Raw genomic sequence first — 24,488 nt, 5'->3', positions numbered from 1 at the left:
AAGACTAAAAACTATCTTTGCCCAAATTATTACAAAAGATGAAAAATTTAGTAGAAGAATTACGTTGGAGAGGTTTGTTTCATGATATGATGCCTGGAACAGAAGAACAATTACTAAAAGAAGCAACTACGGCTTATATCGGTTTTGATCCAACTGCAGACTCTTTACATATTGGAAGTTTAGTGCAAATTATTCTATTAATGCACTTGAGAAAATCTGGACATAAAGCAATAGCATTAGTAGGAGGTGCAACAGGAATGATTGGTGATCCATCAGGAAAATCAAATGAAAGAAATTTATTAGATGAAGCTACTTTAAATCATAATGTAGAAGGAATAAAGAAAGTATTATCTCGTTTTCTAGATTTTAATGCTAAAGATGAAAATGCTCCAATTTTAGTTAATAATTATGATTGGATGAAAGATTTTTCATTCATTGATTTTGCTCGTGATATTGGAAAACGTATTACGGTTAACTATATGATGTCTAAAGATTCTGTAAAAAAGCGTTTGAGTGGAGAAGAAGGAACAGAAGGAATGAGTTTTACCGAATTTACATATCAATTAATTCAAGGTTACGATTTTTATCATTTGAATAAACATTACAATTGTTTGCTTCAAATGGGAGGAAGTGACCAATGGGGAAACATCACCACAGGTACAGAGCTTGTAAGAAGAATGAATGTTGGTAATGAAGAAAAATCAAAAGCATATGCTTTAACAACGCCATTAATAACAAAAGCAGATGGTTCTAAATTTGGAAAATCTGAAGGTGGAAATGTATGGTTAGATGCTGATAAAACTTCGGTTTATAAATTTTATCAATTTTGGTTGAATACATCGGATGTTGATGCTGAAAAATACATTAAAATTTTTACATTCTTAGATAAAGAAACGATTGAAAAATTAATTGCAGAACATAACGAAGCCCCTCATTTAAGAGTATTACAAAAACGTTTGGCAGAAGAAATTACTGTTATGGTACATTCTGCAGCAGATTTAGAAAATGCTATTGCGGCTTCAAATGCGTTCTTTAGTCCGTCTATGGATGAATTAAAAAAGTTAGATGAGAAAACGTTTTTAGAAGTGTTTGACGGAGTTCCTCAAGCTGAAATTTCGATGGAAGATTTGAATGCTGGTTTAGATATGATTGCGGCATTAGCAGCAAAAACTAATTTCTTAGCTTCTAATAGTGATGCTCGTAGAGAGTTGAAGCAAAATTCGATTTCTTTGAATAAAGAGAAAGTAGGAGAAGATAAAATCATCACTAAAGAAGATTTAATCAACAATCAATTCTTATTATTACAAAAAGGTAAGAAAAATTATTACGTGATAAAAATTGTTTAAATGTCAAATTGTTAGGCTGTAGAATCGATTTAAAAAATAGACATTTTAACAGTTAAAGTACCATAAGATTACAACCACGAATATCAGAATTGTCAAAACGTCCCAACACTTCGAAAGAATGGTTGGGATATTTTTTACCCAAATCTTGCGTAGCAATAAATGAACATGAATTTATGTTGGCCAAGTCTATTACGTTAATTCCGCCTGTTTTTCCTTCTAAAACATAAGTGAGTGCATCTTCGGTATCGCGAATTAGAATGTGCATCCAAGGGACGCATTCAAAAACACCGTCACCAAGAGAATACGCTTGCGAAAGAAGCTCTGTCATTCCATATTCTGAATGAATTTTAGAAACTCCAAACCCATCACATAAAATCGCATGTAATTCTTCGCGAATCATTTCTTTTCGCTTACCTTTCATGCCACCGGTTTCCATGATAATAGTGTTTTTTAATTGAAATTTTTGTTTCTCAATCAAATCTAATAAGGCATAAGTAACACCAATTAAAATTACATTTTGTCCCGAATTATCTAACTCAATTAGTTTAGAAATTAATTCTTCATAATTATGTAAATAAAATCCAGAGTCTTTGTGATTACTACTTTTGATTAAATCTTCCACCATGTAAATTAAGGATGAACCTTCGCGTTCTAAATAAGAAGGAAGCAATGCCAAAACACAATAGTCTTCAATATTTCCATAAAATTCTGAAAAACCTAACCGATAACTTTTTTCATACCAACTTACGTCGGCAACTAGATGTTTACTAGTATGTATTCCAGTGGTTCCACTGCTGGTGAATGTTTGCTGAATGATTCCATTCGCGCTCAAAACGTTATGACTTTTAAAAAATTGAATGGGTAAAAAAGGGATTTCGGTTAACGATTTCACGTTAGTTTTGTCTTTTGCTAAGAAGCTACAAAATTGTTGGTATACCAAATTGTTATCGTACTGATGACGAAATATTTTTAAAGCAATTTTTTCAAATTCTTTTTTAGAGCCAATTTGGAAAATATCTTCTTGTGAAATCATGGTGCAAAAATAGCAAACAAATTTGTCTTAAATAAAAAAGCACCAACTTTCGTTGATGCTTTTAATATAATTTGAAATTAATTATTTGATAACTAATTTTCTGGTAGCAGTTTTACCTTCTTCAGTAATTTTAACTACATAAACACCAGCTGTTAATTTAGCTACGTTTACAGAGTTGTTAATTACATTTGCTTTTACTACTTCTTTACCTAATATATCAAAAATTTGAACTGACATATCAGCATTGGCAGTAGAAGTTAAGAATAAAGTGTTCCCAGACAAAGGATTTGGATACATTGTTAAACCATCAATGTTGTCAAATGAAGCAGAGGATAAATTGATTTCAGCTAATGATCTCGCAACAAAATAAATTGAAGGTGATGTCACAGCTACTGTGTTTTCTCCAGGGAATGCAATAATACTTGTTGAAGCAGTCGGGATCGGTTGGCCAATGTAGTCAACTTCAGTAGCAGTAAATACTGTTCTGAAAACTGATGCTGTTGGAGCTGTTATAGGAGTGTTAGTGTTAACTGCAAAATTTGTAGCAGTAGCGTCAAATGTGATTCCATTAATTCTAACTAATTCACTTTCGTAATTTTCTATGTTAGAAACGACATCACTTATTGTAACAACCTGTGGTGTAACAGTATTCCCGGTTGATGCAACAGAAGCGTCTTCAGTTGGGACTAATTCCAATAAGCCATTAAATAATAATGACTGACCTTTTAAAGAAGCTATAGCATCTCCAGCATTCATAGTTGTTGTGATTATTCCAGCGGCATCATCAATTACTACTGCTGCTGAAGCATCTTGGATATATTTTTGATTTCTTGTTGCTCTTTTAAATGTTATTACAGGGTTACTTGTAATTTGGTAATATCTTCCTGTTCCATTAGCAATTACATCAGCTCTTAAAGCTGCAATGTCAGCAACTACATTATATGAAGCAATAGTAAATGTTACGGTAGCATTTACAGCTGGAGAGATTGGATTATGAGCATTGTCAACTAATTCAACATAAACTATGTATGTTCCAGGTGTTAAACTTGAAAGAGCGATAGGTGTAGTGTCGTATTTCATAACAACTCCACCGCCATTCACTGTATAATGAATATGTCCATCTCCAGTTCCACTAGCTACATTAAAATTGCTAACAGATAAAGCTACATTAACGTTTGTAGTTGTAGGTGAGAAAATAGCTCCATTCGTAGGTGAAGAAATAGCTAAACTTGGATTTGTAGAACAAACATTAGCAGCAGTACTTGAATTTCTTGGAGAAGGTGCTCCTGTTGAGAAATCAGTATTGTTTGAATTGTTATCTGTACATCCTCCATTTAATCTAATTCCAGATGTTGTGTTTGATAAAGCTGCTACAGCAGCAGATCCTTCGTATGCACTAGCAGTACCATATCCAACTAAATCAACATAAGTGCCTGCAGTTAAAGTTGCTCCAGATAAAGCTGTTGTATTGTTTACTAAAGCTACTTTCCCGTTTGTACCAGATAAATTTGCAGGCGATGCAGTGATGTCTAAATCAGGAGTTGGTAAAGCTACACCTGTTGCTCCTCCAGCAAGCTTGATTAAGTAATATTTGCCAGGTGCTATACTTGTAGCAGCTGGTATTGCTGTGACACTCCATGTAGTACCTGCTGTACTTGCATATTGAACTGACCATGAAGAAATATCAACCGAAACTGTTCCTCTATTGAAAAGTTCAACGAAGTCATGCGTATAAGGCGCTCCAGAATTCCCACCACCTCCATAAACTTGACTGATAACAATTTGTGATTTTGCAGAAAAAGCCACAAAAATTAATAATAATAAAGTGTAAAGTTTTTTCATTTTTATAAAATTAAATTATGGTACAAAGATAAATAGTTTTTAAGTTTCTAACTAATATTTAGCTGTTAACTTAAAATTAATTTTAGGAATAATAGTGTAAAGAACTAATTGATAATTAGCTTTCTAGTAGCAGAAGCATCACCTTCTTTTATTTTGATGATATAGACACCTGCAGCTAAATTACTCACATTTACTTCTTTTGAAGTAATCACTGTTTCTAGTACCTTTTTACCAAGCACATTAAAAATTTCTACCTTTTTGTCTAAAGATGATTTAGTTGTAATAAAAATTTTTCCAGAGTTTACAGGGTTAGGATAAATAGTAAGTCCCTCAATTGTAGGTTCTTGAGTTTTAGTTGTAACGCTTGCTTTGCCTTCTTGTGCTTGAGCACTAAAAGAAAATAAAGCAACTAACAGTAAAATGATATAAGTGTAATTTTTTTTCATTCGCAACTAAAAATATAGTGTAAAGATATTAAAAATACTATACAAATACAATGCCAAATAAAAAATCCCTCAAATCGAGGGATTTTTAACTATCTTTAGTTAGATTACTGAATTAAGCTTACACCTCCAACTGTTGACCAAACACCATTTGTTAAGTTAGCTCCAGTTGCTGAAGTACTTGTGGTAAATTGTCCTGAAGGGAATGCAACCGTTAATGTACCAGCTCCTGCATATTCAGATGTTCCGTCGTTAATTTTAACAGAAGTTAATTTTATTTTACTTGCGTTGACTTGATCTGTATTTGTACCAGCATCTTGAATTCTTACAGCTGTAGCTCCCGCAGTTGTATAACCCGAAATTACAATATTAGAGAAGTCACCATTACCTTGTTTTTTGAATTGAATTGCATCGTATTCTGCTGCAGATGAACCTCCTTCTGTAACTGTACCAGCAGCTCTTTTTAAAGTAATATTTGCAATTACTGGCCAAAAAGCATTATTGTTGTTTGAAGCTTCGATTTCCATTCCAAAGTTACCTGTTGTTGTTTGATAGGCATACCAATTAGAATTGTTTTGTCCTTTCCAGCCATCTTGCCAGTCAAATGAATCATCATAGTTCCCATAAGAAATTAAATTTGAAGCACTTACAGTTCCACCATAAAATTCGTATCCATCATCTGCTCCTTTGTATGAAACTAAGTTTTCTAATATAGTACCTGAACCTACTGAATAGAATGAAAAACCATTCATTTCACTTGTTCCATCTGTAATTTTTTTACCTGCATATTCTACTCTCACATAGCGTAATGTTCCACCATTATGAGTTGGGTTTGTTCCGCCATATGTTAAGTTTAATCCATCTTCAGAAGTTTTTGTAGTAACTCCACCTGCACCATTTATTGGAGCATCCCCATACATGATAATTCCTCCCCAAGAACCTGGTGTTGCAGAAGATTCAGTTAAAACAATTGGTTGGGATGCAGTTCCATTCATAATTAGTTTTCCACCATTTTTAACTACGATTGCATCAACACCATTTGTTGTACTTGCAGTAATTGTTGAACCTGCATCAAAAGTAACTGTTACACCTGGCTCAATAGTAACAATACCATTTAGAGTATAGTTTCCATATGCAATTGTTCTATTTGTTGTTATAGAACCTGTAAGTTCTCCTTCAACTGGTTGTATTGTTCCTTCGTCATCGTCTGTTGAACATCCAGTGAATAATGTAGCTAAAATAGTTAGACTTAAAAATAAATTTTTCATGTTAATTGTGTTTTTTAATTGTTATAGCAAATTTATATTGCGCATGTGTTTAGAATGTTTTTTTACCATTATAAAAAGGTTATTGAAAAATCATAAAATCGTAAAACCAATGTTGCTTTTATGTAAACAAAAAAGAGCAGTAATTAGCTGCTCTTTAAATATTTAGAATGTGTAAGAAACACTTGTTGAAAAACCAACACCTTTTTTATAGCTCTGCAATAATAATGATGATTCATCAATTGAAATTTTACTATCTTCTCCCAATTCTCTTTTGTATAAAGGATTTAAAATGTTATCTACTGAGAATTTTATGTCCCAAGCTTTGCTAATATTACTTCCCCAAACAAAGTCTAATTTATGGAATGGTTTTTCATATATATGGTCATTTCCTGCTATTCCAACAGCATAAATGCGTTCTCCATAAACATTGTATACTAATGAGGCAGTGTTTTTGCAATTTTCACCTAAATTAAATTCGTATTTTAAGTCAGAATTTAATAACCAATTTGAAGCACCTTGTAAATCTCTTTTTTCAAATGTGTCAAAATATCCAGGTCTATTTTTGTTAACTGTTGCTTCCGTAATCATTAATGAAGTGTTTAATCCAAAAGACAATCCTTCTAAATTTTCGTTTATTCTACTTAATTGTAGTAAAAACTCAAATTCTGCTCCAAATAATGTAGCGTTTTTATTGTTGTAATATGTAATAGTTTGCCCGCTTCCAGTTGCACTTGCTTGAACAGTTCTTTCAATTGGTTTGTCAATATATTTTGCAAATAATGTTGCTGCAAACATTTCTTTATTAGTTGGGAATACTTCAAATTTTAAATCTGCATTATAGTTTTCACTGTTCTCAATATCCGAATTTCCTCTCTCGGTTGTTCCATCAGCATTGATTAAGTTAATATCTAAACTCTCAAAAAGAACCGGTTTTGTATACGTTTTTGAAACAGCTAAACGTAAATTACGATCTTCTTTTATTGCATATTTAATGTTTAAAGAAGGTAGAATATATAAGTTTTCGCTAGTTTTTTTTCTGTATGGATTTGAAATTGGGTCAACAATAGATTTGTATTTATATTCTCTTATTGTGTTTTCTGCTCGAAGTCCAACATTGAACTCAAATTTTTCATTTACATTTAAAAGTAAATTGGTGTATGCACCATCGGCTCTTTGGAATACTTTTGTTTTCCATTCTGCAGTTGATTGTTCAGTAAACGAAAGAAAGTTATTAGCAATATCATTTTGAATATATTCGTCAATGTCGTTTACTGGCGCATCGTATGGAGCAGATCCAGAGTTTGGATTTCCAAAGGTGAATCTAAATTTTGAAACCATATATTCTGCAAAACCACTATATCCAAAAGATAATTTGTTTAAATTGTCTTCGTTTTTGCCAAATTTTAAGTTGTATTCTAAATTGCCTGACAAGTGGAAGTTGTTGTCAATATTGAAAAACTGACGTAATAAGTTATTACTTCCATACTGCGTGTTGATTTCAGTATCACTAATTTTTGTCCCTGTAATAAATTTTCTGTCTGGTTGGCTATATTTTGTTCTTGTGTATGATAAACCACCGCTCAAAGAATGTTTGTCATCTTTTGTTAGTTTGTAGTTCCCAAAAAATTGATTCGCAAAATAATCAGATTGTTCATATTGATTTAAACGAATAAACTCGTTTGGATTTTGTACAGCCGTTCTAGTATAGCCTATTTGATCTTGAATTAAGTTCTCGGTAGATTTTAAATATAAACTATTGTAGAATAATTTAATTCTATCAGCTTTATACTGCAACCCTAACAAAGCCGAGGCTTGTGTTTGAAATTTGAATTGTTTTTTTGTTAAATTATTGTCATAAATTCCTTGACCTTGTGAAAATGTTCTATCTACTCCTTCTCTAACTTGGTATTTGTTGTCAAAATTAGTTGCAAAAACATAAAATAATTTATTATTGTTTTTACCGATATCAAACTTTCCTGAATGACTTATTCCAAGACTAGTATTTAAAGGAGATTTAATTTTATTTACATTCCAGCTTGATTTGTAATCATTGTTGATTCTTCCAGCAGGAATTTCACCATAACCACCAGGTAATTCTCTTTCTTGTCCACCAAAGCCAAAAAAACTTTTTGTGTTATCTGCATCCTCAGAAAGTAAAAAATCACTCATGTTATTATTTGTGGTATAACCAACACCATAACTAATTTTAGTTTGTTCCTTTGTAGGTTGACTAGTTTTTACATCAATAGTTGCTCCTGCAAAATCACCATATATATTTGGATTAAATGTTTTAAAAACATCTATATAACCTACAACATCAGTAGGAAATTGATCTAAAGGGATAATCTTTTTGAATGGACTATTAGAAGGAACGGCAAGATTGTTTATTAATAAGTTATTATATCGATCTTCTAAACCTCTGATAAATAATCCTTTTGATTCTACTTTAGAAATACCAGTAATTTTTGTTAAACCTTCTTCGACATCACTAATCCCTTTACGAGATAATTCTTGTGCACCAATACTTTGCTTAATCTCAACTGCTTTCTGTTGTTCAAGCAATAAAGCAGTTTCTTTTTCTCGGCTTACTTGTGCTTCAATTACAACGTCTTTTAATTCTTCTCCGCCTGTTGAAGCCAATGTATGATTGATTACTTTTGTTTCTCCTGCGATTACTGTAAAAGGAATTTCTTTATTTTCGTAGCCTAAATAGTTAATTACTAATGTATAACTACCAGGTTGTATTGAAATTGAGTATTTTCCATTTTCGTCTGTAGTAGTATTTTGTTTGGTTTCTTTAATTACAATAGTAGCAAAAGGAAGAGGTTCGTTGTTCATTTCCTTGTCTAATATTTCACCGCTAATAGTTGCATTTTGAGCAAATGATAATGCAGTAAAAAGTAATGTTAAAAATAGAAATTTAATTTTCATGTTATCTGATTATTAATTTGGTGCAAAGAAAGTGTGACAGCGTTACTCAATTGTTACTTGGTCATTATCAATAAGTTTCTTATCTGTTATTAAAAGGTTAACAGATTAAATAATTGTTAAGCCATTAAATCGTTTTGTTTTATCTTTATCTTTACAATCAGAAATGCAACTTAATAGTGTTATGAAAAAAAAAGATATTAAAATCTTGTTGGTTGATGATGAGAAGGATATTCTAGAAATTGTAGGTTATAATTTATCTCAAGAAGGATATCAAATTTCTACTGCTAATAATGGTAAAGAAGCCATTGCTAAAGCTAAAAAAGAATTACCACACCTTATCATTTTGGATGTGATGATGCCAGAAATGGATGGTATTGAAGCTTGTGAAAATATTAGAAAAATCCCAGAACTTCAAGATACAATTATTACATTTTTGACAGCTCGTTCAGAAGATTATTCTCAAGTAGCAGGCTTTGATGCTGGTGCAGATGATTACATTGCTAAGCCAATTAAACCAAAAGTGCTTGTAAGTAAGGTTAAGGCATTATTAAGAAGATTAAAAGAGGATAGTCAAGCAACCAGTACATTAACAGTTGGTAATATTGAAATCAATCGTGAAGAATATAAAATTATTAGTAGCGGAAAAGAAATTATTTTACCAAGAAAAGAGTTTGAATTGTTTTATCTTTTAGCAACAAAACCTGGAAAAGTATTTACTAGAGAAGAAATCTTAGACAAAGTTTGGGGAAATGAAGTTGTAGTTGGTGGAAGAACAATAGATGTGCATATCAGAAAATTAAGAGAAAAAATAGGTGATGATTTCTTTAAAACCATTAAAGGAGTTGGTTACAAAATTGAATTTTAATGGCCATAAAATTTAAAAAATCATATAAATTCGCAATAAAATCATCTTTTTATATTGCTTTGTTTTCTTTTGGATTTTTAGCAATAGCCAATTATTATTTTGCTAAACTTCCCTTTTATTATCTGTTGCTATTTGTTATAGCACTTTCTATATTTTCATTCTTTGTATTACAGTATAGAGTAGAATATTTTATCTACAAAAGAGTAAAGAAAATATATGATGATGTTTCTTTACTAGAAAATGCCAATTTCAGAAATCAGCCAATCACTACTGATATGGCAACGCTTACAAGTGAAGTTCAAAAATTTGCTCGTGATAAAAAGCTAGAAATAGAATCACTAAAGATTCGTGAAGAATACAGAAGAGAATTTTTAGGAAACGTTTCTCATGAATTAAAAACACCTCTTTTTACCGTTCAAGGATATTTGTTAACGCTTTTAGATGGCGCTATGGACGATAAGCACATTCGAAAAAAATATTTGCAAAGAGCAGAAAAAGGTGTAGAACGTTTAATTTACATTGTGAATGATTTAGATATGATTACCAAGTTAGAAATGGATACACTTGGTTTGGAAATTTCTGAGTTTAATATTGTTGATGTGATTCAAAACGTATTGGATTTACTTGAAATGAGAGCTTCCAAGAAAAATATTCTCTTAACTTTTGATATGAAATATGTTAGGCCAATAAAGGTAGTTGCTGATTTAGAAAAAATACAGCAAGTTATTACAAATTTGGTTGAGAACTCTATTAAATATGGAAAAGAAAATGGTACAACTGAAGTAAGCATTGAAGATTTTGTAAATAATAAAGTTATTGTCAAGGTTAGTGATAATGGGGAAGGTGTTGAAAAGCAGCATATCCCAAGACTATTTGAGCGTTTTTATAGAGTTGATAAAAGTGGAGCAAGAAGTGAAGGTGGTTCGGGTTTAGGTTTAGCAATAGTGAAACATATCATTGAGCGTCACAATGAAAAAATCAATGTTGAAAGTAAATTCGGGAAAGGGTCAGAATTCTCATTTACTTTGGAAAAGGCTAAATAGATTTTCCCAATCTATTTCTTCACTTGAAAAATTTTGTAATCCTTTATATACATCAATTTTTGATAGTTTTTCTATTCTAAATTTATCTTGTTTACAACTTGGTGCGATGCCTTCCATTTTGTATTTTTTTGCCAAATATTCTTGTTCATATTGACCAGGAGTTGGAATAAAAAAAGCTTTTTTCCCTAATTTAGCTAAATCCATAACTGTTGTGTAACCTGAACGACATAGGACAATTTCACTTTCGTTAAAAGCAGTTTCTAATTGTTCTGAATTCATAAAATTATAATAAGTAATTTGATTTTCATTCCAATTTTTTTGTTGGTCTTGAATAATTCCTTTTACAAATAGAATTTCTTTTGGATACTCTTGCAATTCCTCAATTAGTTTTTCTTCTAAAAGGGTTCGCTGAGGTTCGGGTCCTGAAAGAATTACCATTAAATCATACTTTTTGGGTAAATCTTTTTTAGTAATTCTGCTTAATGGTCCAATGTATGTGATATTGTCTAAAGGCTTGTCTAAATGCCCCAATTTTCCAGATAAATTCGGAAATTTATCCACATCTGGAACCCAACAAGCAGTATATTTTTTAATATAATTTAAATGCACTTTTGTGGTTAACCAAGACGTTTTTCCAGAAAGCACATTGAGTTGATGTGTAATAAAAACAGAAGGAATTACATCAGAAAAAGAACCAAGTCTATTGTCAGATATTAACCCTTCAATTTTGTAATTTTCAATGATTTTTTGAATGGCTTTTTTTTCCTTACTAATTGCACTAAACATTTTAGGCATTTGAGTTAAAAGTTTCCATTTAAAATTTCTTCCATTAGTTGCATACTCAATATTATATGCAGGAAGTTCTATGCAAGTTAAGTGCGGAAATTCTTTTTTTAATAATGCTAATGCAACACCATCAGAAGCAATTATAGGTTCAAAATTATTCTGTTCCAATGCTTTGATAATCGGTATACATCTTGTAGCGTGTCCTAATCCCCAATTTAATGGAGTGATTAGTATTTTCTTCGGGGTATTCATTTATGTCTTGATCTTAGGGGCGATGAGAAATAAAATTCTGACCCAAAGGTATAAAATAAAAGCATTATGTAATTATTGATTTGCATATTGAACAAAATCGTCATTAAAAGTTATACTTTTTCAAGATATAAAGTAAAAAAAATTTGAGTTCTTTTATATTTCCTTAATTTTACCAAAAAATTAAATAAAATCGTGGGAAGTAAAAATAAATTAAAGAGATTCAAAGAAAACGAAACGTTTGTAAATGTTTTTCAACCAACAAGAGAAGAAGTTGTATCGGATAGTTTCCCATTAAAAGGAAAATGGAATAGCGATTTTTTTAAGAATGACAATCCTATTGTATTAGAATTGGGTTGTGGAAAAGGAGAATATTCTGTTGGATTAGCTGAAAGAAGTCCAAATAAAAACTTTGTTGGGATTGATATTAAAGGAGCAAGGTTTTGGCGTGGTGCAAAAACAGCAGTTGAATCAGGCATGAAAAATGTGGCTTTTTTGCGTACACAGATTGAATTAATTGAACATTGTTTTGCCGAAAACGAAGTTTCAGAAATCTGGATTACTTTTCCAGATCCACAAATTAAATACAAAAGAACGAAGCATAGAATGACAAATTCAGAGTTTTTAAATCGATATAAAAAGGTTTTAAAGACCAATGGGTTAATGCATTTAAAAACCGATTCAGAGTTTATGCATGGTTATACATTAGGATTGCTACATGGTGAAGGTCACGAAGTAATTTATGCAAATCACAATATTTATAAAAATGAAGGAGCCCCAGCTGAAGTAACAGGTATTCAAACATTTTACGAAAGCCAATATTTAGAGGTGAACAAGCCAATTACATATATACAATTTAGAATTAAGTAATATAAGTTGCTTTAGACTAGTTAATCTTTCCTATTTTTGATAAAAATCTTTCTATGACTTTTGTATTAGCTGTTTTTTTAGGATTAATAATTTCTATTGTAGGAATAATTATTCCAGGAATGTTAAATATGACAATTGCAAAATTGAGCATTAAAGAAAATCAAACCCAAGCTCTAAATTTTGCTTTTGGAGCAGTTGTTGTAGTTTTTTTTCAATGTTTTTTTGGAACCTATTTTGCAAAGTTTTTAGATGCAAATCCTGTTTTTAGTGAAGGATTAAAAAAGATAGGAACATTTATTTTTATAGCTTTAACCGTTGCTTTCACTGTAATGGGTTTCAATGCCAAAAAAAAGAAAGATATTGAAGTAAAAATAGAAGCAAAAAGAAATCGTTTTTTTTATGGTATGGCATTGTCGTCGTTTAACATGTTTGCCATTCCGTGGTATGCTATAACAAGTTTAATGATGTCTTCTAAAGACTTGTTCCAGTATGATATGGTTTCTATACTCTTGTTTTCGTTATCTGCAGCTATTGGGACCTATTTTGTGTTTTACTTATATGCTAAGTTTTTTAAGTTAATTGAACACCGACTAACTTTTATTGTAAAAAATATCAATTTTTTAATTGCTGCTTTAACTGGTATCGTGGCTATTTCCTCGCTTTATAAAATGTATTTTTAAGGTTTGAAAAAGCAAAACTCAAATAATGAAAATTTTTTCGAACGTGTTTATGCAATTGTTCGCCAAATTCCAGAAGGGAAAGTTACTTCATATGGTGCTATTGCAAAGGCACTAGGAACTGCTCGTTCTGCTAGAATGGTAGGTTGGGCAATGAATGCTTCTCACAATTTAGAAGATGTTCCAGCGCATCGAGTGGTCAACAGAAAAGGATTACTTTCTGGTAAACATCATTTTGATGGAACCAATTTAATGCAACAACTTCTAGAAAATGAAGGAATAAAAGTAGTAGAAAATCAAATTATTGATTTTGAAAAACACTTTTGGGAGCCTTTCAAATAAAATTTCAGAAATATTTTTTATTTTTTTAACTCATTCACCACTTTTTTTAAAACTAAAACGTTTGAGTTAATACATTCTATAATGTATCATTTTTTTTCTGTAACAAATGTGACAAAAGTCATATAATCCCTTGTTTTATAGATGGAAATTTGTATTGTAATTTAAACATCAATACAAATGGACACTTTAAAAATACACTTCAAAAAATGGTTTTTAGTACTTTTTTTAGCCACAGGCTTTATCGGTAAGGCACAAGAGGCAAAAGTAGTTTTAGCCGAAAGTAAATTAGTAGTAGATGGAACTTCAAATTTACACGATTGGACAATAGAAGCCAAAGCAATGAGCGGAAAAGCAGCAGTAACTTTAGATGCTGGTGATTTGAAAGCAATAAAAAGTTTAGATTTTTCTGTTGAAGCCGAACAGTTAAAGAGCGGTAAAAGCGGAATGGATAAAAATACTTTCAAAGCTCTAAAAAGCAAAACCCACAAAACTATCACTTTCAAATTAGTAAAAGTGATAAAAATAACAACAGTTTCCAACGATAATTATACTATAGAAACGCAAGGTGATTTAACAATTGCTGGCGTGACTAAAAGAATCAACCAAACTTTTTCAGTTAAACTTATAGGTAAAAAAATGGTTTTCTCTGGGAAACAAAAATTAGACATGACATTATATGGTGTCGAGCCTCCAACAGCTTTAATGGGAACTATTAAAACAGGAAAAGAAGTTGTTGTAGATTTTAAAGTAACTTATAACTAAATATAAATATAAAAATTCATATCATGAGAACATTTATTAAATTTTCGTTAGCAATACTAGCCTTAGGTTTATCTACTGGCATTAAGGCGCAGACAACTACATTTGGTAATATGCAAAATCTAATACCAAGAGATCAAAGAGCAATTAATCAATTTGATGTTAAAAAAGATAGCGTTGAGTTTAAAGGGTTAAGTATTGATTTAGGAGGAGCTTTTGCTTTACAATTTCAGGCAATTAATTCGTTTAACGATCAAACACAAGGCACATATACCGCTTCAAACGGAACTGCAATTACAAACTACAGATTGAACAATCTTGAAAATCAATTCAATTTACCTACTGCAAATATGACTATTGGAGCTCAATTGTATGATGGAGTTAGAGTTAATTTAGATTTGTATCTAGCAGCAAGACACCACAATGAAACATGGGTTAAAGGTGGATATTTACAAATTGACAAGTTAGATTTTATTAAAAAAGATTTCTTAGCTGGTTTCATGAAATATGCTACAATCAAGATTGGTCAAATGGAAAACAACTATGGTGATGCTCACTTTAGAAGATCAGATAATGGTAGCGCTTTGGTAAATCCATTTATAGAAAGTAATATTATGGATTCTTTTACAACCGAAATGGGAGCTGAAATTTACTACAACAGAAACGGATTTGTTTCTATGTTTGGTATGACAAATGGTAAATTAAACCAAAATGTAACTGAATTCGTTCCTGCAGCAGCAACTACTGCAGCGCCAGATCCAAATACAACAATTAGCCCAACAATTTTAGCAAAATTAGGTTATGACAAACAAATTAATACTGATTTAAGAGTAAGATTTACAGGTTCATTAGCACATAATGCAAACATGAGTGGTAATCCATGGAGTTCAGACAGAGCTGGTAGCCGTTATTACTACGTAATGTCTCATGCAGCCTATACTTATGGAACAACAGCAGTTACTAATAATGCTACAACTGATTTAGCGGCAAACGCTACAACTGGTAGATTTAATCCAAATTTTGGAAACTGGTTTACAACTGTAATGTTTAACCCATTTGTTAAATACAAAGGATTGGAATTTTTCGGAACAATAGAGTTAGCTCAAGGTGGCGATAAAAAAGGTGTTGATGAAGCTCGTAAAGTAAACCAATATGCAGGTGACGTTGTATACAGATTCGGAGCAAATGAAAAATTTTATGTAGGTGCAAGATACAATGTAGTATCTGGAAAATTAGCTAATGCTGATGCTGACAAAGTAAGTGTAAACAGATTTGAATCTAGTATGGGTTGGTTTATGACTAAAAATATTTTAGCAAAAGTAGCTTACACAACTCAAAGCTATAAAGATTATTCTCAATTTAGTGGAAATAGCTTAAATGACTTATATGGTGGTAAATTCAGTGGATTAATGTTTGAAGCAGTTATCACTTTCTAAAAAATAAATAATTAAAAAAAGAGAAAAGTGAAAGCTTTTCTCTTTTCAAGAATCATGAGAACAATTAGTTTGTTTATAGGGTGTTTTATTTTGATGAATCTAGGTTTTGTTTCAAACAAAACCAAAGTGAAAATAACTAACCAAAGTGAAGTTGTTATTAAAGGAAAATCAAATGTAAATTCTTTTGAATGTAAATACAACTCAGCATTTATTGAAGACGAAATTCAAGTTTCGTTATCTAAACAAAATGCTAAAATTGTATTAGATGGTGCAAAAATAGCAATAAAGAGTACCGGCTTTGATTGTGCTCATAAAATGATAACCAAAGATTTCAAAACCATCCTAAAGGCCAACGAGTATTCAAATATAAAATTAGAAGTAAAAGAAATCACCACTTTAAAAGAGCATATTTCGGCAAAATTAAAAGTTGAAATTGCAGGAGTTTCTAAAGAGTATACAATTCCAGTTACTTATGATTCAAAAAATAATAATGTAAAAGGACAATTAAAAATCAATATTAAAGACTTTAACTTGAAAGCACCTAAAAAATTATTAGGGATGGTTATTGTAAACGACAATGTTGATATTCATTTTAATCTCTTTTTACAATATTAATAAATCTTTTTCATGTTTAGTTTAGGAAAGCAATCTTTATTTATAGAGATTGCTTTTTTATTTTAATGGATTATGGTTGTATAGATTATACTTATTCAATTATAAAAACTTTAAACTTCTAAACTTTTAAACTCATAAACTTCTTCCTATCTTTGCAATCTAAAATCAGTCTGAATAAAAATGAAACTAGATAGAAAAGAGATACTTGCGGCTTTAGAAACTATTTCTGTGGCAGGAGAAGGTAAAAATATGGTAGAAAGTGGTGCAGTTCAAAATGTAATCACTTTTGGAGATGAGGTCGTTGTTGATGTGCTTTTGGCTACACCAGCTTTACATATAAAAAAACGTACTGAAGTGGATATTATCAAAGTTATTCACGAAAGAGTATATGAAAAAGCAAAAGTAAAAGTAAATATAAAAGTTGAAGCACCAGAAAAGGCCGAAAATCCTAACTTAATAAAAGGAAAAGCTATTCCAGGAATTTCAAATATTATAGCAGTCGCATCTGGTAAAGGAGGTGTTGGTAAATCTACAATTACTGCTAACCTTGCTGTTTCATTAGCTAAAATGGGATTCAAAGTTGGTGTTTTAGATGCGGATATTTATGGACCATCAATGCCAATTATGTTTGATGTTGAAAATGCCAAACCTATTTCAGTTGAAGTGGAGGGAAAATCAAAAATGCAACCAGTTCAAAGTTATGGAGTTGAAATTCTTTCAATTGGCTTTTTTACAAAGCCAGATCAGGCTGTTATTTGGAGAGGTCCAATGGCAGCAAAAGCACTAAATCAAATGATTTTTGATGCTAACTGGGGAGAATTAGATTTTATGCTAATCGATTTGCCTCCTGGGACTGGTGATATTCATTTGTCAATCATGCAATCGTTACCTATTACAGGAGCTGTTGTAGTAAGCACACCTCAAGCTGTAGCTTTAGCAGACGCTAAAAAGGGTGTTGCAATGTTTATGTCTGATGCTGTAAGTGTTCCAGTTTTAGGAATCATAGAAAATATGGCTTATTTTACTCCAGAAGAATTACCAGAAAATAAATATTATATCTTTGGAAAAGAAGGAGCAAAAAATTTGGCAGCAGATTTACAAGTGCCTCTTTTAGGTGAAGTTCCACTTGTACAAAGTATTCGTGAGGCCGGAGATTATGGACGTCCAGCTGCATTGCAAACTGCATCTGTTTTAGAGAGTGTTTTTGAAACAATCACTAGAAATGTTGTACAAGAGACAGTTAATCGTAATGAAAGCTTGCCGCCGACTGAAGCAATCAAAATAACTACTATGGCAGGATGTTCTGCTGTTAAAGGAAAATAAAATTATGACAACAATAGAAATTAAAGAAAACGTTGAAAAAGCATTAGAAGAAATTCGTCCTTTCTTAAATTCTGATGGAGGAAATATATCATTAATAGAAATTATTGATGATAAACACGTCAAAGTAAGGTTAGAGGGAGCTTGTACAAGTTGTAATTTTAGTATTAGTACAATGAAAGCGGGTGTGGAAACTACTATAAAAAAGTATGCGCCACAAATTGAAACAGTAGAAAATATAGCATAACTGATTATTATCATGTTATATTATATTTGAATTATTCAATTTTGCCACTTTGTAACTTATGTAACGTATAGCAAATGTATGTATTTGTAACTTTACATTTCTAAATGATTTTAAAGCATGATTCAAACTGATATATTAATTATTGGCGCAGGTCCTACGGGACTTTTTGCTGTTTTTGAAGCCGGATTATTACAATTAAAATGTCATATTATTGACGCTCTTCCGCAACCAGGAGGGCAGTTAGCCGAATTATATCCAAAGAAGCCTATTTTTGATATTCCAGGATATCCTTCAGTATTAGCAGGAGATTTGGTAACTAATTTGATGGAACAAATCAAACAATTTCAACCTGGATTTACTTTGGGAGAAACGGCTGAAACCATTGAAAAATTAGATGATGGTACGTTTATTGTAACCACTAATGAAGGTACAAAGCATCAGGCAAAAGCGATTGCAATAGCTGGAGGTTTGGGAACTTTTGAACCAAGAAAGCCTATTTTAAAAGACATCGAATTTTACGAAAAAGAAGATCGTGGAGTGGATTACTTCGTAAAAGACCCAGAAAAATATCGTGGAAAAAATATTGTAATTGCTGGTGGAGGTGACTCTGCTTTAGATTGGAGTATTTTCTTGTCTAATGTTGCGAATTCAGTGACATTGGTACATAGAAGAAACGAATTTCGAGGCGCTTTAGATTCAGTAGAAAAAGTACAAGAGTTAAAGAATGCTGGTAAAATAAAATTGGTTACGCCTGCAGAAGTTGTTGGATTTAATGGTAGTGAGAGAATAACCGCTGTTGATATTGAAGTTAACGGTGCCAGACTGAAAGTTGAATGCGATTATTTTATTCCACTTTTCGGATTAACACCAAAGTTAGGACCAATTGCTAACTGGGGATTAGAAATCGAAAAGAACGCTATCAAAGTAAATAACGCATTAGATTATCAAACTAATATCGATGGAATTTATGCTATTGGTGACGTTAATATTTATCCAGGAAAATTAAAGTTGATTTTATGTGGTTTCCACGAAGCTACTTTAATGTGCCAAAGTGTTTACAATAGAATTAACCCAGGAAAACGTTATGTTTTGAAATATACTACAGTTTCAGGAGTTGATGGTTTTGATGGAAGTAGAAAAGAAGCTGAAAAAGCAGTTGTAAAATCAATTGATTAATATGCCACAAGACGTAACCATTTTTATAACCGACAGAAACGGAGTTCGACACGAAGTGTTAGCCCCAACCGACATGAACATGAACATCATGGAGTTAATTCGTTCTTATGAATTAGCCGAAGAAGGAACCGTTGGTGTTTGTGGCGGAATGGCTATGTGTGCTTCTTGTCAGTGTTATGTGTTAAACGATGTAATCTCATTGGAACGAAACCCCGATGAAGAAGCAATGCTTTGGGAAGCCTATCACGTAAAGGATAATTCAAGATTAGGTTGCCAAATTCCAATCACAGAAGATTTAGAAGGTTTGGAAATTGAAATAGCACCTGAACAGTAAAAATAAAAAGCGAGAAGAGATTCTCGCTTTTTTTGTTTTTAAACCAATTCATGTTTATGTTCCACTTGCTCTTCAATAGCATTCCAAAGTCCAATTCTTTTTTCTAAAGCTAAAGCTGAAATTTCTTGAACTTCATTCCATTTTTGTTCAGAATCACCACAAAGTTCAGTTATCATTTGCATCGCCATTGGTCCATGTTCATCGCCATCTAATTCAATATGTCTTTCGAAATAATAAATTAGTTTTGATAAATCAGTTTCTGGGAAATTTTGCTGAAAGTTTTTCAAGATTTCGGTAAACATATTCGGAATCAAATCTTCTCTTCCAAAAGTAAAAGCAGCCGCAATTTCATGTGGTTTTCCTTGTTCAATCACACGGAAAGTAAAATCTAAAAACGCTTTCACATTCGGGTGTAAATCACTTTGCTTTATCGATACAAAAATGTTTTTCGTTTCTTCTACATTTTTCAAAAAAGCATTGATTTGAGTTGTCGAAGCACCACATTGCGTCATCGCATCTATGTACATTTCAAAATGACTTTGACGTGTTCCATCAATAGTTAAATCGGTTTCTTCAGCTACAACAATTTCATTAATTAAATAGCGAATTTCTGGATTTCCAATTGGTAACCATGGAGTAGTGGTACAAGTCAACTTATTTTGCAAGGCTTTTAATAATGACATAAAATCCCATACCGCATAAATATGATTTTCTAAAAAACAATGTAAATCTTCAATCGTTTTAACTTTATTGTATAACGAATGGTTTAATAATTGTTCTTTCTGGTTTTGTATAGCTTGATTAATGCTTGGAATATTCATCATGTTTTTTATTTTATGTACGAATTAGTAACCTTTTTGGTTTCTACTATAATAGTACAAATGTAAAAATGCTTCCCTAGAAAGAGAAGCATTTTGTATCAATTTTATCTATTGTTTAATTACTTAAATGCAGGGAAACCAGTTACATCCATACCTGTAATTAACAAGTGAATATCATGTGTTCCTTCATAAGTTACTACAGATTCTAAATTCATCATGTGTCTCATGATAGAATATTCACCTGTAATTCCCATTCCGCCAAGCATTTGACGTGCATCACGTGCAATTGTTAACGCCATGTCAACATTGTTTCTTTTTGCCATCGAAATTTGAGCTGTTGTAGCTTTTCCTTCGTTTCTTAAAACACCCAATCTCCAAGTTAATAATTGCGCTTTTGTGATTTCAGTAATCATTTCGGCTAATTTCTTTTGTTGTAATTGAGTTGCTCCAATTGGTTTATCAAACTGAATACGTTCTTTTGAATATCTCAAAGCCGTATCATAACAATCCATTGCTGCTCCAATCGCTCCCCAAGCAATTCCATAACGTGCCGAATCTAAACATCCAAGTGGTGCTCCTAATCCAGATTTGTTTGGTAATAAGTTTTCTTTTGGAACTTTTACGTTGTCAAAAATAAGCTCTCCAGTAGCTGAAGCTCTTAACGACCATTTATTATGTGTTTCAGGAGTTGAAAAACCTTCCATTCCTCTTTCCACGATTAATCCGTGAATTCTTCCTTCTTCGTTTTTAGCCCAAACCACTGCAATGTCAGCAAATGGGGCATTGGAAATCCACATTTTAGCGCCATTTAAAAGATAATGGTCGCCCATATCTTTAAAATTCGTTACCATTCCACCTGGATTAGAACCATAATCTGGCTCTGTTAAACCAAAACAACCAATCATTTCTCCTGTGGCTAATTTTGGTAAATATTTCATTCTTTGCTCTTCGTTTCCGTATTTCCAAATTGGATACATAACCAATGAAGACTGAACAGAAGAAGTCGAACGTACACCCGAATCTCCTCTTTCAATTTCTTGCATGATTAATCCATAAGAAATTTGATCTAATCCAGCACCACCATATTCCACAGGAATATACGGACCAAATCCACCAATTTCCCCTAAACCTTTTACGATTTGTTTTGGAAATTCTGCTCTTTGTGCGAAGTCTTCAATAATCGGAGAAACTTCTTTTTTTACCCAAGCACGTGCAGCATCACGCACCATTTTATGTTCGTCAGATAATAATTCGTCTAATAAATAATAATCTGGAGATTGAAATAAGTCTGGTCTCATAGTTTTTGATTTGAAAGTCACAAAAGTAAGTAAAGATTTTTAACAAATCAACGAACAAATGTTATAATTTTTAAATCACATCTTCAAATAGAACTCTTTCGTTAATTCAATGTATTCCGAAGTATAAATATGTCTTGAAATTTCAATGACTAACTCATCAATTAAAGGAATTTGTTCCATTCGGCAAAAAGCTAATAAACTTCTTTTAATTTCAGATGTTGGTGTGCCTTTTACTCGAGTAATTTTTAATGGAAATAAATCCAATTCTTTACATAAAGAAACAAAACGTTCTTCTTCTTTGTAAGGAATAATCACTGAGAAAATCCCATTATCCGAAAGTAATAATGCAGCAGCTTCAATTAATTCTTCAAAAGGCAAAGCATCTTCAAAACGCGCTAAATCTCTCGAAGTATTATCCGATTTGTAATCATCAGTGTAAAAAGGAGGATTGGAAATAATTAAATCATATTCCTCTTCTGGTTCGTCCACAAATTCATCCAAACCAGCATGAAAACAGAATAATTTATCACCCCAAGGCGAAGCTTCAAAATTCTCCACACATTGTTCGTAAGCATCTTCGTCAATTTCAATCGCATCGATTTGTTCGGTGTTACTTCTTTGAGCTAACATTAAGGATAAGATTCCAGTTCCTGTGCCAATATCTAAAACATTGTATGGATTATTAGTTAATGGTGTCCAAGCGCCAAGTAGCACACCATCAGTGCCAATTTTCATTGCACAACGATCTTGATTAACCGAAAATTGTTTGAATGTAAAAGTCATTGGAATTATCCAAGATAAAGGTCAACCAAACCTTCAGGAGTTTCTAAAGTAATGATTTTATTTTCTCTGTCGAGAGCAATAATGAAATCATCAATAAGCGGAATCAAAATTTCAGTTCCATTTTTATCGATTTCAAAAAGAGGTTGTGCACCACTATCATTAATAGCAGTAATTTTTCCAATGTTTCCTATACGAGTATCCAATACATCAAACCCGATAACTTCATGATAGTAAAATTGGGTTCCTTCTAATTTTGGTAACATAGAAAGCGGAAGATAGATTTCACTTCCCATGATTTCGTCTGCTTCTTCTTCAGTTTGAATGTCTTCAAAACGGATACGTAAGAATTTTTCTTTGTGAAGGGAACTACTTTCAATAAAAAATGGAACCAGACTTTTGTTGATTTCAACAAAAACTGATTCCAAATTTTGATACAATTCGGGTTCGTCGGTGTCTAAATACGCCAATACTTCCCCTTTGAAACTAAATTTTTTCGCGATTTTACCTAAATAGAAACAATCTTGTTTACGCATAAAATCGCTCTATGATTAAGCTTCTGTTTCTTCGTTGTTTTCTTCAACAGCTGGAGTTTCTTCAGTAGCAGCTTCAACTACTTCTTCAGATGCCTCTACTGCAGCCTCTTCAGCTTTTGCAGCTTCAGCTTGAGCAGCAATACGTTTTTCGTTTGCTTCTTTTTCAGCTTTTAAAGCTTTTGCTTTAGCATCTGCTTCAGCTTTAGATAAACCAGCTTTTTTAGCATCAACTTTTCCTGCTTTCTCATCTAACCAAGTTGCTAATTTAGCATCTGCTTGCTCTTGAGTTAAAGCACCTTTTCTAACACCTCCATCTAAATGATGTTTTAATAAAGCACCTTTGTATGAAAGAATTGCTCTAGCGGTATCAGTTGGTTGAGCTCCATTGTGTAACCATTGAACAGCGCTGTCCAAGTTTAAATCAATAGTTGCTGGATTTGTGTTTGGATTGTAAGTTCCAATTTTTTCTAAGAATTTACCATCTCTCTTTGATCTTGCATCTGCTGCAACAACCCAATAAAAAGGTTTCCCTTTTTTTCCGTGTCTTTGTAATCTAATTTTTACTGACATAATCTTGTGATTAATTTGAGGTTCTCGACCTCGGTTATTTAAGGGTGCAAATATATAAAACTTTGTAATACAAACATATTAAGTATAGAAAAAATATTTTTATCTTGAATTTGCGTTTATTTAGATAAAAAAGTTATTTTTGTTTCCTACATATAATTAGAACTTTTAAAAATGAAAAAAATATTTTCTTTGTTAGCTATTGTGGCATTATTTAATTCATGTCAACAAGATATTCAAACCAATACACCAGCATTTCAAGCAAAACTAAATGATGTTCAATGGAGAGCAAATGAAGCAAGAGTTTCTGTTGATGGAGATGGAGGAATGACGATTACCGCTTACACGGCATATGAAACAGTTGTATTGAAAACTAACGCTATGAATGTTGGAACTTATTTATTAGGAACACAAGATTATTTAGGAAATCACGCTTCATATTCTTTTGATGCAAATGATTTTGCTGATTTTTATGATACAAGTGTTGTTGAAGGTCCAGCATACAAACTTTCAGGAATGTTAACTGCTGGTACTGGTTATACTAATTTGCCAGGTGCACAAACTACAGGTGGTTCTGGTACAGGTTTAAAGGTCGCTTTAACAACTGTTTCTGGAACGATTACTAAGTTAACTGTTGTGGCTAGAGGTGAGGGTTATGTTGCAGGAGATGTTGTTACAATTGTAGGAGGTAATAATAATGCAACTGTAAGAATTGAAAACGTACAGCAAAGTAATGGAGAGGTTACAATTGAAGAAGTTTCAAATGGATTATTTACTGGAACATTCAAACTTAACGCTGTTAATAGTGAAGGAGAAGTGGTTACTTTTTCTGAAGGGCATTTTTACAAAGTTCCTTTACAATAATTGTAAACAAATAAATTATAATCAAAACCATCTGAAGTAA

Annotated in this window: 25 protein-coding genes; 14 read left to right on the top strand and 11 right to left on the bottom strand. The window is 32.0% G+C overall.

Annotated elements, in window-relative coordinates; genetic code table 11:
* Nucleotides 1-38: 38 nt before the first annotated feature.
* Nucleotides 39-1,346, top strand: a complete 1,308-nt coding sequence (gene tyrS, locus VK164_RS09465; protein WP_324209106.1) for a tyrosine--tRNA ligase — start codon at nt 39-41, stop codon at nt 1,344-1,346.
* 52 nt (nt 1,347-1,398) lie between these two features.
* On the opposite strand, the gene VK164_RS09460 is transcribed toward tyrS, so the two are convergent.
* The 5 genes from VK164_RS09460 to VK164_RS09440 form a co-directional block, all read right to left on the bottom strand.
* On the bottom strand, nt 1,399-2,379 hold the full coding sequence (locus tag VK164_RS09460; protein ID WP_324209105.1) for an acyl transferase: 981 nt from the start codon (nt 2,377-2,379) through the stop codon (nt 1,399-1,401).
* An 81-nt stretch (nt 2,380-2,460) separates the two neighbouring features.
* On the bottom strand, nt 2,461-4,221 hold the full coding sequence (locus tag VK164_RS09455; protein WP_324209104.1) for a T9SS type A sorting domain-containing protein: 1,761 nt from the start codon (nt 4,219-4,221) through the stop codon (nt 2,461-2,463).
* Between the two features lie 104 nt (nt 4,222-4,325).
* Entirely contained in the window at nt 4,326-4,667 is a 342-nt protein-coding gene (locus VK164_RS09450; RefSeq protein ID WP_324209103.1) for a T9SS type A sorting domain-containing protein, read from the bottom strand.
* A 104-nt stretch (nt 4,668-4,771) separates the two neighbouring features.
* Entirely contained in the window at nt 4,772-5,932 is a 1,161-nt protein-coding gene (locus VK164_RS09445) for a hypothetical protein (RefSeq protein ID WP_324209102.1), read from the bottom strand.
* Between the two features lie 162 nt (nt 5,933-6,094).
* Nucleotides 6,095-8,863 carry a TonB-dependent receptor gene (locus tag VK164_RS09440; RefSeq protein ID WP_324209101.1) on the bottom strand — a complete coding sequence of 923 codons (2,769 nt, stop codon included), beginning with the start codon at nt 8,861-8,863 and terminating at the stop codon, nt 6,095-6,097.
* Nucleotides 8,864-9,044: 181 nt separating this feature from the next.
* Between VK164_RS09440 and VK164_RS09435 the strand changes: the two genes are divergently transcribed.
* Together VK164_RS09435 and VK164_RS09430 are read left to right on the top strand one after the other, a co-directional pair.
* Nucleotides 9,045-9,728: a response regulator transcription factor gene (locus VK164_RS09435; protein ID WP_324209100.1), complete on the top strand. Its 684-nt coding sequence runs from the start codon at nt 9,045-9,047 to the stop codon at nt 9,726-9,728.
* On the top strand, nt 9,728-10,771 hold the full coding sequence (locus VK164_RS09430; RefSeq protein WP_166234987.1) for a sensor histidine kinase: 1,044 nt from the start codon (nt 9,728-9,730) through the stop codon (nt 10,769-10,771). Before VK164_RS09435 ends, VK164_RS09430 begins: the two co-directional genes overlap by 1 nt.
* On the opposite strand, the gene VK164_RS09425 is transcribed toward VK164_RS09430, so the two are convergent.
* Nucleotides 10,745-11,809: a glycosyltransferase gene (locus tag VK164_RS09425; protein WP_324209099.1), complete on the bottom strand. Its 1,065-nt coding sequence runs from the start codon at nt 11,807-11,809 to the stop codon at nt 10,745-10,747. The two genes, VK164_RS09430 and VK164_RS09425, sit on opposite strands and share 27 nt — an antisense overlap.
* Nucleotides 11,810-12,001: 192 nt before the next feature.
* Here VK164_RS09425 and trmB point away from each other — a divergent pair, with 192 nt between their 5' ends.
* The 10 genes from trmB to VK164_RS09375 all read left to right on the top strand — a co-directional run bounded on the left by trmB (nt 12,002) and on the right by VK164_RS09375 (nt 19,582).
* Nucleotides 12,002-12,676, top strand: coding sequence for a tRNA (guanosine(46)-N7)-methyltransferase TrmB (gene trmB / locus VK164_RS09420; protein ID WP_324209098.1), 675 nt, complete (start codon nt 12,002-12,004; stop codon nt 12,674-12,676).
* A gap of 53 nt (nt 12,677-12,729) precedes the next feature.
* Nucleotides 12,730-13,356 carry a hypothetical protein gene (locus VK164_RS09415; RefSeq protein ID WP_324209097.1) on the top strand — a complete coding sequence of 209 codons (627 nt, stop codon included), beginning with the start codon at nt 12,730-12,732 and terminating at the stop codon, nt 13,354-13,356.
* Nucleotides 13,357-13,359: 3 nt separating this feature from the next.
* Entirely contained in the window at nt 13,360-13,695 is a 336-nt protein-coding gene (locus VK164_RS09410; RefSeq protein ID WP_324209096.1) for an MGMT family protein, read from the top strand.
* 177 nt (nt 13,696-13,872) lie between these two features.
* Nucleotides 13,873-14,457 (top strand): YceI family protein, encoded by a 585-nt coding sequence (locus VK164_RS09405; protein ID WP_324209095.1) that lies wholly within the window; start codon nt 13,873-13,875, stop codon nt 14,455-14,457.
* Nucleotides 14,458-14,480: 23 nt separating this feature from the next.
* Nucleotides 14,481-15,890, top strand: coding sequence for a hypothetical protein (locus VK164_RS09400; RefSeq protein WP_324209094.1), 1,410 nt, complete (start codon nt 14,481-14,483; stop codon nt 15,888-15,890).
* A 126-nt stretch (nt 15,891-16,016) separates the two neighbouring features.
* Complete coding sequence (locus tag VK164_RS09395) at nt 16,017-16,505, top strand: YceI family protein (RefSeq protein WP_324209093.1); 489 nt, start codon at nt 16,017-16,019, stop codon at nt 16,503-16,505.
* Nucleotides 16,506-16,685: 180 nt separating this feature from the next.
* Nucleotides 16,686-17,828 (top strand): Mrp/NBP35 family ATP-binding protein, encoded by a 1,143-nt coding sequence (locus VK164_RS09390; protein ID WP_324209092.1) that lies wholly within the window; start codon nt 16,686-16,688, stop codon nt 17,826-17,828.
* Nucleotides 17,829-17,832: 4 nt separating this feature from the next.
* Nucleotides 17,833-18,072, top strand: a complete 240-nt coding sequence (locus tag VK164_RS09385) for a NifU family protein (protein WP_324209091.1) — start codon at nt 17,833-17,835, stop codon at nt 18,070-18,072.
* A gap of 117 nt (nt 18,073-18,189) precedes the next feature.
* The gene (locus tag VK164_RS09380) at nt 18,190-19,248 is read left to right on the top strand and encodes an NAD(P)/FAD-dependent oxidoreductase (protein ID WP_324209090.1); all 1,059 of its coding nucleotides are present in this window, start codon (nt 18,190-18,192) and stop codon (nt 19,246-19,248) included.
* Nucleotide 19,249: 1 nt separating this feature from the next.
* Nucleotides 19,250-19,582 (top strand): ferredoxin, encoded by a 333-nt coding sequence (locus VK164_RS09375; RefSeq protein WP_324209089.1) that lies wholly within the window; start codon nt 19,250-19,252, stop codon nt 19,580-19,582.
* Nucleotides 19,583-19,620: 38 nt separating this feature from the next.
* Here the strand turns inward: VK164_RS09375 and VK164_RS09370 are convergent, their stop codons facing one another.
* The 5 genes from VK164_RS09370 to VK164_RS09350 all read right to left on the bottom strand — a co-directional run bounded on the left by VK164_RS09370 (nt 19,621) and on the right by VK164_RS09350 (nt 23,587).
* Nucleotides 19,621-20,403: a DUF3050 domain-containing protein gene (locus VK164_RS09370; RefSeq protein ID WP_324209487.1), complete on the bottom strand. Its 783-nt coding sequence runs from the start codon at nt 20,401-20,403 to the stop codon at nt 19,621-19,623.
* Between the two features lie 119 nt (nt 20,404-20,522).
* Nucleotides 20,523-21,701, bottom strand: a complete 1,179-nt coding sequence (locus VK164_RS09365; RefSeq protein WP_324209088.1) for an acyl-CoA dehydrogenase family protein — start codon at nt 21,699-21,701, stop codon at nt 20,523-20,525.
* 75 nt (nt 21,702-21,776) lie between these two features.
* A complete protein-coding gene (locus tag VK164_RS09360) occupies nt 21,777-22,484 on the bottom strand; it encodes a tRNA1(Val) (adenine(37)-N6)-methyltransferase (protein ID WP_324209087.1) in 708 nt (235 codons plus the stop codon).
* Between the two features lie 5 nt (nt 22,485-22,489).
* Nucleotides 22,490-23,017 (bottom strand): ribosome maturation factor RimM, encoded by a 528-nt coding sequence (gene rimM, locus VK164_RS09355; protein WP_324209086.1) that lies wholly within the window; start codon nt 23,015-23,017, stop codon nt 22,490-22,492.
* A gap of 15 nt (nt 23,018-23,032) precedes the next feature.
* Nucleotides 23,033-23,587: a 30S ribosomal protein S16 gene (locus VK164_RS09350; RefSeq protein WP_324209085.1), complete on the bottom strand. Its 555-nt coding sequence runs from the start codon at nt 23,585-23,587 to the stop codon at nt 23,033-23,035.
* 171 nt (nt 23,588-23,758) lie between these two features.
* On the opposite strand from VK164_RS09350, the gene VK164_RS09345 reads away from it, so the two are divergent.
* The gene (locus VK164_RS09345) at nt 23,759-24,448 is read left to right on the top strand and encodes a DUF6252 family protein (protein WP_324209084.1); all 690 of its coding nucleotides are present in this window, start codon (nt 23,759-23,761) and stop codon (nt 24,446-24,448) included.
* The last annotated feature ends 40 nt before the right edge of the window (nt 24,449-24,488 follow it).

Origin of the sequence: Flavobacterium sp., assembly GCF_035299005.1 — a bacterium.
Lineage (GTDB): Bacteria > Bacteroidota > Bacteroidia > Flavobacteriales > Flavobacteriaceae > Flavobacterium.
Note: the sequence above shows the minus strand (reverse complement) of the source record. Positions and strands in the feature narration are given on the sequence as shown.

Coding starts and splice junctions, on each gene's coding strand:
- tyrS (WP_324209106.1), top strand. CDS start 39: ATGAAAAATTTAGTAGAAGAATTACGTTGGAGAGGTTTGTTTCATGAT.
- VK164_RS09460 (WP_324209105.1), bottom strand. CDS start 2,379: ATGATTTCACAAGAAGATATTTTCCAAATTGGCTCTAAAAAAGAATTT.
- VK164_RS09455 (WP_324209104.1), bottom strand. CDS start 4,221: ATGAAAAAACTTTACACTTTATTATTATTAATTTTTGTGGCTTTTTCT.
- VK164_RS09450 (WP_324209103.1), bottom strand. CDS start 4,667: ATGAAAAAAAATTACACTTATATCATTTTACTGTTAGTTGCTTTATTT.
- VK164_RS09445 (WP_324209102.1), bottom strand. CDS start 5,932: ATGAAAAATTTATTTTTAAGTCTAACTATTTTAGCTACATTATTCACT.
- VK164_RS09440 (WP_324209101.1), bottom strand. CDS start 8,863: ATGAAAATTAAATTTCTATTTTTAACATTACTTTTTACTGCATTATCA.
- VK164_RS09435 (WP_324209100.1), top strand. CDS start 9,045: ATGAAAAAAAAAGATATTAAAATCTTGTTGGTTGATGATGAGAAGGAT.
- VK164_RS09430 (WP_166234987.1), top strand. CDS start 9,728: ATGGCCATAAAATTTAAAAAATCATATAAATTCGCAATAAAATCATCT.
- VK164_RS09425 (WP_324209099.1), bottom strand. CDS start 11,809: ATGAATACCCCGAAGAAAATACTAATCACTCCATTAAATTGGGGATTA.
- VK164_RS09415 (WP_324209097.1), top strand. CDS start 12,730: ATGACTTTTGTATTAGCTGTTTTTTTAGGATTAATAATTTCTATTGTA.
- VK164_RS09405 (WP_324209095.1), top strand. CDS start 13,873: ATGGACACTTTAAAAATACACTTCAAAAAATGGTTTTTAGTACTTTTT.
- VK164_RS09400 (WP_324209094.1), top strand. CDS start 14,481: ATGAGAACATTTATTAAATTTTCGTTAGCAATACTAGCCTTAGGTTTA.
- VK164_RS09390 (WP_324209092.1), top strand. CDS start 16,686: ATGAAACTAGATAGAAAAGAGATACTTGCGGCTTTAGAAACTATTTCT.
- VK164_RS09385 (WP_324209091.1), top strand. CDS start 17,833: ATGACAACAATAGAAATTAAAGAAAACGTTGAAAAAGCATTAGAAGAA.
- VK164_RS09380 (WP_324209090.1), top strand. CDS start 18,190: ATGATTCAAACTGATATATTAATTATTGGCGCAGGTCCTACGGGACTT.
- VK164_RS09375 (WP_324209089.1), top strand. CDS start 19,250: ATGCCACAAGACGTAACCATTTTTATAACCGACAGAAACGGAGTTCGA.
- VK164_RS09370 (WP_324209487.1), bottom strand. CDS start 20,403: ATGAATATTCCAAGCATTAATCAAGCTATACAAAACCAGAAAGAACAA.
- VK164_RS09365 (WP_324209088.1), bottom strand. CDS start 21,701: ATGAGACCAGACTTATTTCAATCTCCAGATTATTATTTATTAGACGAA.
- VK164_RS09360 (WP_324209087.1), bottom strand. CDS start 22,484: ATGACTTTTACATTCAAACAATTTTCGGTTAATCAAGATCGTTGTGCA.
- rimM (WP_324209086.1), bottom strand. CDS start 23,017: ATGCGTAAACAAGATTGTTTCTATTTAGGTAAAATCGCGAAAAAATTT.
- VK164_RS09350 (WP_324209085.1), bottom strand. CDS start 23,587: ATGTCAGTAAAAATTAGATTACAAAGACACGGAAAAAAAGGGAAACCT.
- VK164_RS09345 (WP_324209084.1), top strand. CDS start 23,759: ATGAAAAAAATATTTTCTTTGTTAGCTATTGTGGCATTATTTAATTCA.